Below are 13,084 nucleotides of genomic sequence, written 5' to 3' on the forward strand. Positions count from 1 at the left end.
CCGCGGCGCGCGCTGAGGTAGCATGGCTGAATCTCCACGCTGATCCATGACCCGTTTCGTGATTGATTTCCTTCCGTCCATGTCCACATGGCCAAGACAACGATGAGCGGCGCGACCAAACCCCCTGCCGCGAAGGCGCGGCCGTCGCGCCGGGCCGCGGCCGAGCACGACGCGCCGGAACCCGTCGCGGCCGGCGACGACGAATCGTCCGGCGGCGCATCGTCCTACCTGGTGCCGGGGCTCGAACGCGGGCTGCGGATCCTCGCCGAATTCTCCGCGCGCGAGCCCGTGCTCGGCGCGCCCGAGTTGTCGAAGCGCATCGGCATTCCGCGCACGACCACGTTCCGCCTGCTGCAGACGCTCGAAGCGCTCGGTTTCCTCGAGCGCGTGAACGGCGACCGTTATTTCCGGCTCGGCGTCGGCGTGCTGCGGCTCGGCTTCGAATACCTGAATTCGCTCGAGCTGACCGATCTCGGCACGCCCGTGCTCGAACGGCTGCGCGATACCACGGGCCTGTCGACGCATCTGCTGATCCGCGACCAGCGCGACGTCGTGTTCGTCGCGAAGGCGCAGAGCAACGCGTCGATGTTCGGTTCGGTGAAGGTGCACGTCGGCACGCGCCTGCCCGCGCATGCGACCGTGCATGGCCACGTGTTGATGGGCGACCTGACGCGCGACGCGCTGCGCCAGCTCTATCCGGAGAAGAAACTCGAACAGTTCACCGAGCGCACGCCGGGCACCGTCGACGAACTGTACGAGCGCGTGCGCCATTACGCGCGGCTCGGTTATGCGGTCAGCGAGGCGGCGTTCGAGAGCGGCATTTCGGCGGTCACGGCGCCCGTGCGCGATCATTCGGGCTCGATCGTCGCGGCGATCACCGCGACGGTGCCGCGCTCGGAGATCGGCGAGGCCGGCGAGAAGGAGCGGCTCGTCGAAGCCGTGTGCGGCGCGGCGGTCGACCTGTCCCAGCGCCTGAACTATCGTCCGCTCGAAAGCGACCCGACGTTCGCGCACGCGCGCCACAAGGTCGCGATGTTCTGATGCGCGGGCGGCGCGGGAACGCCGCGCACAGCAGCGCGAGCGGGTCCGCGCCGGCATGGCGATCCCTGGAAATTTCGTGGAAACGATGAACAAGACCAAACCCGTCCGGCGCTTTTCGATGATCCGGGAATTCCACCTGGCTGACTGGTTCACGCTCGGCAACGCCGTCTGCGGCACCAGCGCCATTTTCTCGATCATCTCGTACATCGCCACCGAAGATGTGCTGCACGTGTACTACGCGGCCGGCCTGATCGTCGCCGCGCTGGTATTCGACATCCTCGACGGCAGGATCGCGCGCTGGCGCCAGAAGTCGTCGGTGCTCGGGCGCGAGCTTGACTCGCTCGCCGACGTCATTTCGTTCGGCGTCGCGCCGGCCGTCATCGGCTACGGGTGCGGGATGCGCGGAATGGTCGACCGGTTCCTGCTCGTCTACTTCGTCGCGTGCGGCGTGTCGCGACTGGCGCGCTACAACGTGACGGCGGAAGCGCTGTCGCAGGAAACCGGCAAGGTGACGTACTTCGAGGGCACGCCGATTCCGACCTCGATCGTCATCGTGCTGATGCTGGCCGTCGCCACCTATTACGGCGGGATCGGCCCGACCATGTGGCTCGGCGAGATCGCGACGCCCGGCGGGCTCTTTCATCCGCTGACGCTGGTGTTCGGCTTGTCGGGCTCGCTGATGATCAGCCGCATCCGCATTCCGAAACCCTGACGGCCCGCAGCCGCTCCGGCACGCGCGGTCGCACGCGGCCGCGCGATGCACGGCCACCGCGTCAGAACGAGTGGTGGATCCCGGTGAGCACGACCACCTGGTTCGCGGTGCTCGACACGCCGGCCGTGAAGAACGCGGCCTTTGCACCGCCCGAACCGTGCTCGTACAACACGTTCGCATAAAGCTGCGTGCGCTTCGACAGCGCATAGATGTCGCCGAGTTCGACCTGCGTCCAGCGGCGGCCGGCCAGCGTCGTGGTTGCCGCGCCGCCCGCGATCGTGTTGAACGCGCTGCTGCGATAGTTCACGCCCGCGTCGTAGCTCTGGAACGTGTCCGAATAGCCGTTCGACTGCATTTTCGTGCGCGTGTACAGGCCATGCACGAGGAAGTCGCCGAACTGGTAGGACGCGCCCGCGCCGATGTTCTCGACCTTGTTCGCGATGTAGCCGTTCGCGGTGTTCTGCCCCTGGAAGGACGTGATGCCGGTCGTGCTGATCAGGATCGAGCGGTCGTGCTCGTTCGAGTACACGGCCGACGCCTTGAACGGCCCGTTCGCATAATTCAGCGCGACGCCGACCGACTTGCCGGTCGAGAAGTTCGTCGTGTTGCCGAGCGCCATCGTCGCCGCGGCCGAGAAGCCCGCGAAGGTCGGCGAACGATACTTGACCGCGTTGTTGTACGGCACGTTGCCGGTCGCGGCGAGCCCGTCGATGTTGCCGGGGTGGAACGCATACCAGCTCATCGCGAGGTAGGCCGTGCTGAGCGGATCGAGATAGTCGAACGACAGCGGCGTCTGGCGGCCCAGCGTCAGCGTGCCGTAGCGTTCCGAGCTGAGGCCGACGAAGGCCGCGCGGTTCCAGATCGTGTTCGCGGTCGCGAACTGGCCGTTGTTCGTATAGAAGCCGTTTTCGAGCTGGAAGATCGCCGACAGGCCGTCGCCGAGGTCTTCCTTGCCCTTCAGGCCCCACCGGTCGGGCTGCGTATTGCCCTGGATCATCGCCCATTTCGCATGGCCGCCGACGTTGTTCACGTACGCGACCCCCGCATCCAGGCTGCCGTACAGCACCACGCTGCTCTGCGCCCACGCGCCGGACGCGACGCCGAACCCGACGACCGCCGCCGCTACTGCTTGCTTGACCATTTGATCTCCTTCCTGACGCTCTCGCTCGAATGAATACGGGGCGGGGTGCGCGCATCGGCCGACCTGCCTGTCGCGCACATCCACCGCAAGATGGGCATTTTTATGTTCCATACAAGGAACAATGTGCCTCTGATGGAATGGAGTATAGGGCGGCGGGAAACGCGGAAAAAAATAAATTTATCGGGCCGGAGCAGCGGCCGGAGGTGGCCCGCGTGGCCGAAGCGCATCCGGACATGGCCCGCAAATCCGCGAAACATAAGCAGATTTCCGAGACTTCAAGCGCGTCTCCGCGATCGCCGACTTGTTGGTCGGTGTTTTCCCTAGGGTGTGCAGCTTTTTGTTTTACTCGTGAAAAGTCGCTCCTATAATCACCATCCATAAACTGCTGTTCCGGGTATGGAACAAATCGGAATCGGAACAAACCGAGAGTCGATCAGAAGGAAGGGTGTGAGATGTCTGAACAATGGGTTTGCGCCGGGCACGCCGGCGCGCTGTCGGAAGACACGCCGATCGAGTTCAAGCGGACCGACGGCGTCGAAATCGGGATCTACCGCGTCGGCGACGACGTGTATGCGCTCGAGAACGTGTGCCCGCATGCGTACGCGCTGCTGACGCAGGGGTTCGTCGACGAAGGCACGGTCGAATGCCCGCTGCACGAGGCCGTGTTCGACATCAGGACGGGCGAATGCCTGAAGGGCCCGGGCGGGCGCGCGCTGAAGCAGTACGCGGTGCGCCTGGCCGGCGAGGAAATCCAGATCAAGGTGGAATGACATGAAAGAAGCGACCGTCAACTTCAACCCCTTCCTGAAGCCGTGGGTGGCGCCGCAGCCGAACAACGTCGCCGGCAAGGGGCAGATCGAGATCCCCGGTCAGGTCGAGAACCAGGTCTGGCAGAACCGCAAGGCAGCCCCGACCCAGTACGAAAACGACCTCGGCGATGCGCTCGAACGCGTGTTCGAAGCCGGCGCGATCGAGCTGGACGATGTCGTCGCGGGCCTGAACCGCATCGGCTTTCGCGCACCGGACGGCACGGTTTGGACACCTGAGCGTTTCCGCGCCGAAATGGCCTCGCTGGCGGAATGAACGCGCCGACCGCGCCGCGCGCCTGAGCGCCGACCCGACAACCGCATCCGGAGCACACTGATGACGTCCCCCGTACAACACGCAGTCCAACCCGACCCGGTCCGTGACTATCTCGACCGCGGCATCAAGAACTACTGGTATCCCGTCGCGCCGAGCTGGCAAGTGTCGAACGCGCCTGTCGGCCTCACGCGCCTGTCCGAGCAGATCGTGCTGTGGCGCGATCACGAAGGCAAGGTTCACGCACTCGAAGATCGCTGCCCGCACCGCGGCGCACGCCTGTCGCTCGGCTGGAACCTCGGCGGCAACATCGCATGCTGGTATCACGGCATCGAAGTCGACGGCGGCGGCACGGTCAACCGCGTGCCGGCCGTGTCGAACTGTCCGCTCGAAGGCACGAAGTGCGTGAAGTCGTATCCGGTCGAGGAGAAGGCCGGCGCGATCTTCCTGTGGTTCGGCGACGAAGCGCACGGCGAGCCGGCGCCGCTGAACCTGCCGGAAGAACTGGTCGCCGACGAATACGGCCACTTCCTGTGCGTGTCGAACTGGAAGTGCAATTACCAGTATGCGATCGACAACGTGATGGACCCGATGCACGGCGCGTACCTGCACGCGACGTCGCATTCGATGGCCGAAGGCGACAAGCAGGCCGACATGCGCGTGCGCAAGACGGAAACGGGCCTGATGTTCGAGAAGATCGGCCAGCGCGACGTGAACTTCGACTGGGTCGAGCTCGGCGAAACGGGCTGCCTGTGGATGCGCCTCGCGATTCCGTACAAGCAGAAGTTCGGCCCCGGCGGCAACTTCGGGATCATCGGTTTCGCGACGCCGGTCGACGGCGACAACTGCCAGGTCTATTTCTGGCGCACGCGCAAGGTCAGCGGCTGGCAGCGCGACGTGTGGCGCTTCATGTACCGCAACCGCCTCGAGGGCCTGCACTGGGACGTGCTCGAGCAGGACCGCTACGTCCTCGAAAGCCTCGCGCCGCACGCACGCGATCACGAATACCTGTACCAGCACGACGTCGGCATCACGCGCGTGCGCCGGATGCTGCGCCAGCGCGCCCAGGAGCATCTTTCCGCGCTCGATGCGCATCGTGCGGCGCAGGCCGCGGCGGAGCCGTCGAATGGCTGAGCGTGCTCCGGTCGTGTCGCTGCCGGGGCGCCGCGTGCTCGTCACGGGCGGCGCGCGCGGGCTCGGCGCGGCGTTCGTGAAGGCGCTGGTCGCGGCGGGCGCGCAGGTCGCGTTCGGCGACGTACTGGCCGAAGAGGGCCGCGCGCTGGCCGCGCAGCTCACGCAAGCCGGCCACACCGCGCATTTCTTCACGCTCGATCTCGCCGATCCGGCGAGCGTCGACGCATTCGTCGCGCAGGGCGCGGCGGCACTCGGCGGCATCGATGCGCTGATCAACAACGCGGCGATCACGAACTCGGGCGGCAAGTTGTCGACGGAGCTCGACGTGTCGACCTGGGACGCCGTGATGAACGTGAACGTGCGCGGCGTGTGGCTCGTCAGCAATGCGGCGCTGCCGCACCTCGCGCAGTCGGGCCGCGGCGCGATCGTGAACCTCGCATCGGACACCGCGCTGTGGGGCGCGCCGAAGCTGCTCGCGTACGTCGCGAGCAAGGGCGCGGTGATCGCGATGACGCATGCGCAGGCGCGCGAGTTCGGCGCGCACGGCGTGACGGTCAACGCGATCGCGCCGGGGCTGACGGAAGTCGAGGCGACGGCCTACGTGCCGGCCGAGCGCCACGCGTTCTACATGCAGGGCCGCGCGCTGACGCGCGCGCAGGTGCCCGACGACGTGACGGGCCCCGTGCTGTTCCTGCTGTCGGACGGCGCGCGCTTCGTGACGGGCCAACTGCTGCCGGTGAACGGCGGCTTCGTAATGAATTGAATTGAAGTTTTCACTCTGATGAAGGAGAGGACGATGGCGGACGCCGATCTCGAACGCAAGTCGTGGGACCAGCCGGAAGGCGCAAGCTTCAACGACTGGATGGAAGGGCGCGTCGCGCGCTACGCGACGCGGCGCTACGACTGGGACGCACTGAAGTTCCAGGCCGACTACGACCCGAAGTACCGCCGCGCGCAGATGCGCTACGTCGGCACGGGCGGCACGGGCGTCGCGAAGGACGTCAACACGGTGCCGGCCGGCAACTTCACGTTTTCGACGATGGTCATCCCGGCCGGCAACATCGGCCCGAGCCACATCCACATCGACGTCGAGGAAATCTTCTTCGTGCTGCGCGGCAAGATGAAGGTGATCTGCGAGCGCGACGGCGAGACCTGGGAAGCGATCCTCGGCGAGCGCGACCTGATCTCGGTGCCGCCGGGCGTGTACCGCACGGAAATCAACATCGGCGAGGAAGACGCGCTGATGTGCGTGATGCTCGGTTCGCCGAAGCCGATCACGCCGACGTATCCGCCCGATTCGCCGCTCGCGAAGATCAAGCGCTGAGACGGAACGGGTGAAGCAATGAGTGTCATCGACAAGCGTGAGCGCGACCGCACCGCGGCGTTCGCCGCGCTGCTCGGGCAGTTTCCCGAGCAGCGTTGCGCGGCCGGCGCGGCGGGCACGATCGGCTACCGTGAGGCCGGCGCGCAGCATGCGGGCCGTGCGCTGCCCGTCGTGCTGCTGCACGGCATCGGCTCGGGCGCCGCATCGTGGGTTCGCCAGCTCGACACGCTCGGCGCATCGCGGCGCGTGCTCGCGTGGGACGCGCCCGGTTACGGCGTGTCGACGCCCGTGCACGGCGCGTCGCCGGCCGCCGCCGATTACGCGGCAGCGTTGAACGCGTGGCTCGAGGCACTCGGCATCGAACGCTGTGTGCTGGTCGGCCATTCGCTCGGCGCGATCGTCGCGGGCGGCCTCGCCCGCGTGATGCCCGCGCGGATCGCCGGCCTGCTGCTGGTGTCGCCCGCGGGCGGCTACGGCAGCGCACCGGCCGAAACGCGCGAATCGCGCCGCGACGCGCGGCTCGCGATGCTCGCCGAACTCGGCCCGGCCGGGCTTGCCGAGCAACGCAGCGGCAACATGCTGTCCGGTTTCGCGAACGACGAGGCAAAGGCGTGGGTGCGCTGGAACATGGCGCGCATCGTGCCGGCCGGTTACGCGCAGGCCACGCATCTGCTCGCGAACGCCGATCTCGCGGCCGATCTCGCCGGCTTTCGCGGTCGCACGGCCGTGGCCGTCGGCGCGAACGACGCGATCACGCCGCCCGCCGCGTGCGAGCGGATCGCCGCGGCCGCGCACGTCGGGCTGCAGGTGATTCCGCAAGCCGGTCATGCCGGTTATGTCGAGGCTCCGGCCGTCTATTCCGCCCTGATCGACGCGTTCTGCCGTCAGTGCGACCAACAGCGGGGGCTGGCATGAACGAACCGCTGCAACGACCCGAACCCGACAACGAAAAGGCCGAAGCCAGCTACGTGGTGCCCGGCCTCGAACGCGGGCTGCGGATCCTCGCCGAATTCTCGCCGCGCGAGCCCGTGCTCGGTGCGCCCGAGCTGTCGAAGCGGCTCGGCATTCCGCGCACGACGGTGTTTCGCCTGCTGCAGACGCTCGAATCGCTCGGCTTCCTCGAGCGCGCGGACAAGGATCGCAACTACAAGCTCGGCATCGCCGTGCTGCGGCTCGGCTTCGAATACCTGAGCTCGCTGGAGCTGACCGATCTCGGCCTGCCCGTGATCGAGAGCCTGCGCGACGCCACCGGCTTCACGACGCACATCGTGATCCGCGACGGCCGCGACGTGGTGTTCGTCGCGAAGGCGCAGAGCCAGGCGCCGGTGTTCAGCTCGATCCGCGTCAACGTCGGCACGCGCCTGCCCGCGCATGCGACGACCCACGGCCACGTGCTGATGGGCGACCTGTCGCTGAAGGAACTGCATGCGCTTTATCCGGAGGGCACGCTGAACCGGATGACGAACGCGACACCGGAAACGGTCGACGCACTGTACGAAGTGATCCGCGAGGATGCGCTGCGCGGCTACGGCGTCAGCAATTCGTCGTTCGAGCGCGGCATCTCGGTGGTCACGGCGCCGGTGCGCAACGAGACGCAGAAGATCGTCGCGTGCATCACGGTGACGGTGCCGCGCCCGGAAATCGACGCGGCGCTGATCGCGGACGGGCTGATCGACAAGGTACAGCGCGCGGCGGCGGAACTGTCGCGGCGGCTCAATTACCGCTCGGATGACGAGCACACGTTTTTGAAGGCTTTAGGATTGAAATGAGACCCCCACGCATGCTTTGCACGCTGCCCCCCGAGGGGGCGGTCGGCCCTCTTGGGGCGGCCCGGCGAGGGCCGACGACATGATCCAGATCGATCTGACCGGGCAGGTGGCGGTGGTGACGGGCGGCTCGTCCGGCATCGGCCTCGCGACTGCCGAACGGTTTCTGCAGGCAGGCGCGTCGGTCGCGATTTGCGGCCGCGACGGCGAGCGCCTGGCGCGTGCCGAGGCGATGCTCAACGAAAAATACCCGGGCGCGCAGCTGCTCGCCGCGCGCTGCAACGTGCTCGACGAGCATGACGTCGCCGCGTTCGCGCAGGCCGTGTCCACGCGTTTCGGCCGCGCCGACATGCTGGTCAACAACGCCGGCCAGGGCCGCGTGTCGACCTTCGCGGACACGACCGACGACGCGTGGCGCGAAGAGCTCGAACTGAAGTATTTCAGCATCATCCGCCCGACACGCGCGTTCCTGCCGCTGCTGCGCGATGCGCAGGCGCCGACGATCACCTGCGTGAACTCGCTGCTCGCGCTGCAGCCGGAGCCGCACATGGTCGCGACGTCGTCGGCGCGCGCGGGCGTGCTGAGCCTCGTGAAGTCGCTTGCGACCGAACTCGCGCCGCAGCGTATCCGCGTGAACTCGATCCTGATCGGCATCGTCGAGTCGGGCCAGTGGCGCCGCCGTTACGAAGCGCAGGCGCAGGCCGGCGAAAGCTGGGAGGACTGGACGGGCGCGATCGCCCGCACGAAGCACATTCCGCTGAACCGCTTCGGCAAGCCCGACGAGGCAGCCTGGGCACTTTTTTATCTCGCAACGCATCTGTCGTCCTACACGACGGGCAGCCATATCGACGTTTCTGGAGGCTTTGCACGCCATGTCTGAAAAAACCACGGTTGGCGAGCTGATTGCCGCCTTTCTCGAGCAATGCGGCGTGAAGACCGCATTCGGTGTCATCTCGATCCACAACATGCCGATCCTCGACGCGATCAACTCGCGCGGCAACATCCGGTACGTCGGCGCACGCGGCGAAGCCGGCGCGTTGAACATGGCCGACGGCCTGGCCCGCGTGTCGGGCGGCCTCGGCGTCGCGTTCACGAGTACGGGGACGGCGGCAGGCAACGCGGCGGGCGCGATGGTCGAGGCGCTGACGGCAGGCACCGCGCTGCTGCACGTCACGGGGCAGATCGAGACGCCGTATCTCGACCAGGATCTCGCGTATATCCACGAAGCGCCGGACCAGCTGTCGATGCTGGACTCGATCTCGAAGGCCGCCTTCCGCGTGCGCACCGTCGAAACCGTGCTGCCGACGATCCGCGAAGCCGTGCGCATCGCGCAGACGGCGCCGACCGGCCCGGTGTCGGTCGAGATTCCGATCGACATCCAGGCAGCCGAAATCGAATGGCCGGAAGACCTCGCGCCGGCGCACGTCACGGTGCGCGAGCACGATTCCGCACGCGTCGCGAAGCTCGCCGATGCCCTCGCGGCGAAGCGCCGCCCGCTGCTGTGGCTCGGCGGCGGCGCGCGCCATGCACGCGAGGAAGTCGAGCGCCTCGTGAAGCTCGGCTTCGGCGTCGTGACGAGCGTGCAGGGCCGCGGCGTGCTGCCGGAGGATCACCCGGCGACGCTCGGAGCGTTCAACGTGCACGCGTCCGTCGAAGCGTTCTACAAGACCTGCGATGCGCTCGTCGTCGTCGGTTCGCGCCTGCGCGGCAACGAAACGCTGAAATACAGGCTCGCGCTGCCGCAGCCGCTGTTCCGCGTCGATGCCGAGGCACTCGCCGACAACCGCGGCTATCGCAACGAGCTGTTCGTGCATGGCGATTCGAAGCGCGTGCTGGCCGAGCTGGCCGACCGGCTCGAAGGCCGCCTGTCGGTCGATCCGCAGTTCGCGGCCGATCTCGCGGCGGCCCGCGAGCAGGCGGTGGCCGACGTGTCGAAGGGCCTCGGGCCGTACAAGAAGCTGGTCGACACGCTGCAGGGTGCCGTCGGCCGCGACTACAACTGGGTGCGCGACGTGACGATCTCGAACAGCACGTGGGGCAACCGCCTGTTGAAGATCTTCGAGCCGCGCTCGGGCGTGCATGCGCTCGGCGGCGGCATCGGCCAGGGCATCCAGATGGGCATCGGCGCGGCGCTGGCGGGCGCCGCGGCGAAGACGGTCTGCCTGGTCGGCGACGGCGGGCTGATGGTCAACGTCGGCGAGCTCGTGACGGCCGTGCAGGAAAACGCGAACGTGATGATCGTGCTGATGAACGACCAGTGCTACGGCGTGATCCGCAACATCCAGGACGCGCACTACGGCGGCCGCCGCTGCTTCGTGCAGCTGCACCAGCCCGATTTCGCGCAGTTCTGCGCGAGCTTCGGCCTCACGCATTACCGGATCACGTCGCTCGACGACGCCGAAGCGATCGTGCGCGAAGGGATGGCCAAGGAAGGGCCGGTGATGGTCGAGGTCGACATGCTGTCGGTAGGCTCGTTCGCATCGCAGTTCGCCGGCCCGCCGGTGAAGAAGGAAGCGCCGACGGAGCGCCAGTATGCTTGACGCGCAAAAGCGGGCCCATGCCCCCGTCGACGTCGCGATGATCGGCTTCGGTGCGATCGGCGCGGCCGTGTACCACGCGGTCGAGCACGATGCGTCGCTGCGCGTCGCGCACGTGATCGTGCCGGAACACCAGCGCGCGGCGGTGCAGGGCGTGCTGGGCGGTGCGGTGGAGGTCGTGTCGTCGGTCGACGCACTGGCCCGCCGCCCCGAGTTCGCGCTCGAATGCGCGGGCCACAGTGCGCTCGTCGACCACGTCGTGCCGCTGCTGAAGGCCGGTACCGATTGCGCGGTCGCGTCGATCGGCGCGCTGTCCGACCTCGCGCTGCTCGACGCGCTCGCGCAGGCGGCCGACGAAGGCGACGCGACGGTCACGCTGCTGTCCGGCGCGATCGGCGGCATCGACGCGCTGGCCTCCGCGAAGCAGGGCGGTCTCGACGAAGTGCTGTACGTCGGCCGCAAGCCGCCGCTCGGCTGGCTCGGCACGCCCGCCGAGGAGAGGTGCGACCTGCGCGCGATGACGGCGGAAAAGGTGATCTTCGAAGGCACCGCGCGCGATGCCGCGCGCCTGTATCCGAAGAACGCGAACGTCGCGGCCACCGTGGCGCTCGCGGGCCTCGGCCTCGACGCGACGCACGTGCGCCTGATCGCCGATCCGGCGGTCGAGCGCAACGTGCACCGCATCACCGCGCGCGGCGCATTCGGCGAGATGTCGCTGGAAATGAGCGGCAAGCCGCTGCCCGACAACCCGAAGACGTCCGCGCTGACGGCGTACAGCGCGATCCGCGCGCTGCGCAACCGCGCGGCCCGCTGCGTGATCTGAACCGGCCACGGACGCAAACGACATGACTGCATTCGATTCTTCCCTCGTGCCGAACGGCGAGATTCTCGTCGGCGGCGAATGGCGCAACGGCCGCGGCGCGCGCACGCCGAACTTCTATCCGGCCGACCAGTCGCTGAACGCCGAGATCCACATGGCCGACGCGGCCGATGCGAACGAAGCCGTCGTGGCCGCCGACGCCGCGTGGCGCCGCGCCGACTGGGCCGGGCTGAAGCCGCACCTGCGCGCGCAGGTGCTGTACCGCATCGCGGAGCTGATCCACGCGAACCACGAAGGGCTCGCGAACCTGCAGCGTCGCGACAACGGCAAGCCGATCGGCGAGACGCGCGTGCTGGTGGCGAGCGCGGCGAACACGTTCCGCTATTTCGCGGCGTGCCTCGAAACGCTCGACGAGGAACTGACGCCGTCGCGCGGCGACTACCTGACGATGAGCGTGTACGAGCCGATCGGCGTGATCGCGGCGATCACGCCGTGGAATTCCCCGATCGCGTCCGATGCGCAGAAGCTCGCGCCGGCGCTCGCCGGCGGCAACGCGGTGGTGCTCAAGCCGGCCGAAGTCACGCCGCTCGTGTCGCTCGCGCTGGCCCGCATCTGCGAGGAAGCGGGCGTGCCGAAGGGCGTGCTGAGCGTGCTGCCGGGCAAGGGCTCGGTGATCGGCGACGTGCTCGTGCGCCATCCGCTCGTGAAGAAGGTGTCGTTCACGGGCGGCACCGAAGTGGGCCGCGGTATCGCGCGCATCGCGGCGGAAAAGCTGATGCCGGTGTCGCTCGAACTCGGCGGCAAGTCGCCGACGATCGTGTGCGACGACGCCGATCTCGATCACGCGGTCAACGGCGTGCTGTACGGCATCTTCAGCTCGTCGGGCGAAGCGTGCATCGCGGGCTCGCGGCTGTTCGTGCAGCGCGCGGTGTACGACGAATTCATGAAGCGGCTGGTCGCCGGCGCACGCAAGCTGCGCGTGGGCGACCCGACGCGCCCCGACACGCAGATGGGGCCGCTGATCACCGCGAAGCATCGCGAATCGGTGGAGCGTTACGTCGCGCTCGGCCTCGACGAAGGCGGCCGCCTGCTGTGCGGCGGCGAGCGGCCGTCGGGCGACGGTCGCGAGAATGGCTTCTTCTATCAGCCGACGATTCTCGAAGGCCTGCCGAACAGCGCACGCATCTGCCAGGAAGAAATTTTCGGCCCCGTGCTCGTCGCGATGCCGTTCGACGACGAAGCGTCGCTGATCGCGCAGGCGAACGACAGCGTGTTCGGCCTGGCGGCCGGCATCTGGACGCGCGACTACAAGCGCGCATGGCGCATCGCGCGCGCGCTCGAGACGGGCACCGTCTGGATCAACACGTACAAGCTGTTCTCGATCTCCACGCCGTTCTCGGGCTGGAAGGAGAGCGGGATGGGCCGCGAGAAGGGGCGTCTCGGCATCCGCGAGTACATGCAGCAGAAGAGCCTCTACTGGGGCTTGAACGACGCGCCGCTGCCGTGGGCGAACTGAGCGAAGGGGAAAA

General features: G+C 67.7%; 14 protein-coding genes. 13 read left to right on the forward strand and 1 reads right to left on the reverse strand.

The window, feature by feature from the left end:
- Positions 1-87 precede the first annotated feature (87 nt).
- Positions 88-1,041, forward strand: a complete 954-nt coding sequence (locus WT26_RS25940) for an IclR family transcriptional regulator (protein WP_069274249.1) — start codon at positions 88-90, stop codon at positions 1,039-1,041.
- Positions 1,042-1,126: 85 nt separating this feature from the next.
- Entirely contained in the window at positions 1,127-1,753 is a 627-nt protein-coding gene (gene pssA, locus WT26_RS25945; RefSeq protein ID WP_059526605.1) for a CDP-diacylglycerol--serine O-phosphatidyltransferase, read from the forward strand.
- Positions 1,754-1,814: 61 nt separating this feature from the next.
- Here pssA and WT26_RS25950 read toward each other — a convergent pair whose 3' ends face one another.
- A complete protein-coding gene (locus WT26_RS25950; protein WP_069274250.1) occupies positions 1,815-2,894 on the reverse strand; it encodes a porin in 1,080 nt (359 codons plus the stop codon).
- A gap of 452 nt (positions 2,895-3,346) precedes the next feature.
- Here WT26_RS25950 and WT26_RS25955 point away from each other — a divergent pair, with 452 nt between their 5' ends.
- The 11 genes from WT26_RS25955 to WT26_RS26005 all read left to right on the forward strand — a co-directional run bounded on the left by WT26_RS25955 (position 3,347) and on the right by WT26_RS26005 (position 13,071).
- Entirely contained in the window at positions 3,347-3,664 is a 318-nt protein-coding gene (locus WT26_RS25955) for a non-heme iron oxygenase ferredoxin subunit (protein ID WP_021161517.1), read from the forward strand.
- Position 3,665: 1 nt separating this feature from the next.
- Complete coding sequence (locus WT26_RS25960) at positions 3,666-3,977, forward strand: recombinase-like helix-turn-helix domain-containing protein (protein WP_011354711.1); 312 nt, start codon at positions 3,666-3,668, stop codon at positions 3,975-3,977.
- Positions 3,978-4,037: 60 nt separating this feature from the next.
- Positions 4,038-5,108, forward strand: coding sequence for an aromatic ring-hydroxylating oxygenase subunit alpha (locus tag WT26_RS25965; protein WP_059522421.1), 1,071 nt, complete (start codon positions 4,038-4,040; stop codon positions 5,106-5,108).
- Positions 5,101-5,871: an SDR family oxidoreductase gene (locus WT26_RS25970; RefSeq protein ID WP_059668082.1), complete on the forward strand. Its 771-nt coding sequence runs from the start codon at positions 5,101-5,103 to the stop codon at positions 5,869-5,871. The genes WT26_RS25965 and WT26_RS25970 overlap by 8 nt, the downstream gene beginning before the upstream one ends.
- Positions 5,872-5,904: 33 nt before the next feature.
- Entirely contained in the window at positions 5,905-6,432 is a 528-nt protein-coding gene (locus tag WT26_RS25975; protein ID WP_034180369.1) for a cupin domain-containing protein, read from the forward strand.
- An 18-nt stretch (positions 6,433-6,450) separates the two neighbouring features.
- The gene (locus tag WT26_RS25980) at positions 6,451-7,347 is read left to right on the forward strand and encodes an alpha/beta fold hydrolase (protein WP_069274251.1); all 897 of its coding nucleotides are present in this window, start codon (positions 6,451-6,453) and stop codon (positions 7,345-7,347) included.
- Positions 7,344-8,201 (forward strand): IclR family transcriptional regulator, encoded by an 858-nt coding sequence (locus WT26_RS25985; protein WP_059522424.1) that lies wholly within the window; start codon positions 7,344-7,346, stop codon positions 8,199-8,201. Before WT26_RS25980 ends, WT26_RS25985 begins: the two co-directional genes overlap by 4 nt.
- 79 nt (positions 8,202-8,280) lie before the next feature.
- Positions 8,281-9,078 carry an SDR family oxidoreductase gene (locus WT26_RS25990; RefSeq protein ID WP_059522425.1) on the forward strand — a complete coding sequence of 266 codons (798 nt, stop codon included), beginning with the start codon at positions 8,281-8,283 and terminating at the stop codon, positions 9,076-9,078.
- On the forward strand, positions 9,071-10,738 hold the full coding sequence (locus WT26_RS25995; RefSeq protein ID WP_069274252.1) for a thiamine pyrophosphate-binding protein: 1,668 nt from the start codon (positions 9,071-9,073) through the stop codon (positions 10,736-10,738). The genes WT26_RS25990 and WT26_RS25995 overlap by 8 nt, the downstream gene beginning before the upstream one ends.
- The gene (locus WT26_RS26000; protein WP_059522427.1) at positions 10,731-11,558 is read left to right on the forward strand and encodes an aspartate dehydrogenase; all 828 of its coding nucleotides are present in this window, start codon (positions 10,731-10,733) and stop codon (positions 11,556-11,558) included. The genes WT26_RS25995 and WT26_RS26000 overlap by 8 nt, the downstream gene beginning before the upstream one ends.
- Positions 11,559-11,580: 22 nt before the next feature.
- On the forward strand, positions 11,581-13,071 hold the full coding sequence (locus WT26_RS26005) for an aldehyde dehydrogenase (RefSeq protein ID WP_069274253.1): 1,491 nt from the start codon (positions 11,581-11,583) through the stop codon (positions 13,069-13,071).
- Positions 13,072-13,084: the final 13 nt, after the last annotated feature.

Source organism: Burkholderia cepacia (assembly GCF_001718835.1).
Lineage (GTDB): Bacteria > Pseudomonadota > Gammaproteobacteria > Burkholderiales > Burkholderiaceae > Burkholderia > Burkholderia cepacia_F.

Coding starts and splice junctions, on each gene's coding strand:
- WT26_RS25995 (WP_069274252.1), top strand. CDS start 9,071: ATGTCTGAAAAAACCACGGTTGGCGAGCTGATTGCCGCCTTTCTCGAG.
- WT26_RS25940 (WP_069274249.1), top strand. CDS start 88: ATGGCCAAGACAACGATGAGCGGCGCGACCAAACCCCCTGCCGCGAAG.
- WT26_RS25965 (WP_059522421.1), top strand. CDS start 4,038: ATGACGTCCCCCGTACAACACGCAGTCCAACCCGACCCGGTCCGTGAC.
- WT26_RS25990 (WP_059522425.1), top strand. CDS start 8,281: ATGATCCAGATCGATCTGACCGGGCAGGTGGCGGTGGTGACGGGCGGC.
- WT26_RS26005 (WP_069274253.1), top strand. CDS start 11,581: ATGACTGCATTCGATTCTTCCCTCGTGCCGAACGGCGAGATTCTCGTC.
- WT26_RS25975 (WP_034180369.1), top strand. CDS start 5,905: ATGGCGGACGCCGATCTCGAACGCAAGTCGTGGGACCAGCCGGAAGGC.
- WT26_RS26000 (WP_059522427.1), top strand. CDS start 10,731: ATGCTTGACGCGCAAAAGCGGGCCCATGCCCCCGTCGACGTCGCGATG.
- WT26_RS25985 (WP_059522424.1), top strand. CDS start 7,344: ATGAACGAACCGCTGCAACGACCCGAACCCGACAACGAAAAGGCCGAA.
- WT26_RS25955 (WP_021161517.1), top strand. CDS start 3,347: ATGTCTGAACAATGGGTTTGCGCCGGGCACGCCGGCGCGCTGTCGGAA.
- WT26_RS25950 (WP_069274250.1), bottom strand. CDS start 2,894: ATGGTCAAGCAAGCAGTAGCGGCGGCGGTCGTCGGGTTCGGCGTCGCG.
- WT26_RS25970 (WP_059668082.1), top strand. CDS start 5,101: ATGGCTGAGCGTGCTCCGGTCGTGTCGCTGCCGGGGCGCCGCGTGCTC.
- pssA (WP_059526605.1), top strand. CDS start 1,127: ATGAACAAGACCAAACCCGTCCGGCGCTTTTCGATGATCCGGGAATTC.
- WT26_RS25980 (WP_069274251.1), top strand. CDS start 6,451: ATGAGTGTCATCGACAAGCGTGAGCGCGACCGCACCGCGGCGTTCGCC.
- WT26_RS25960 (WP_011354711.1), top strand. CDS start 3,666: ATGAAAGAAGCGACCGTCAACTTCAACCCCTTCCTGAAGCCGTGGGTG.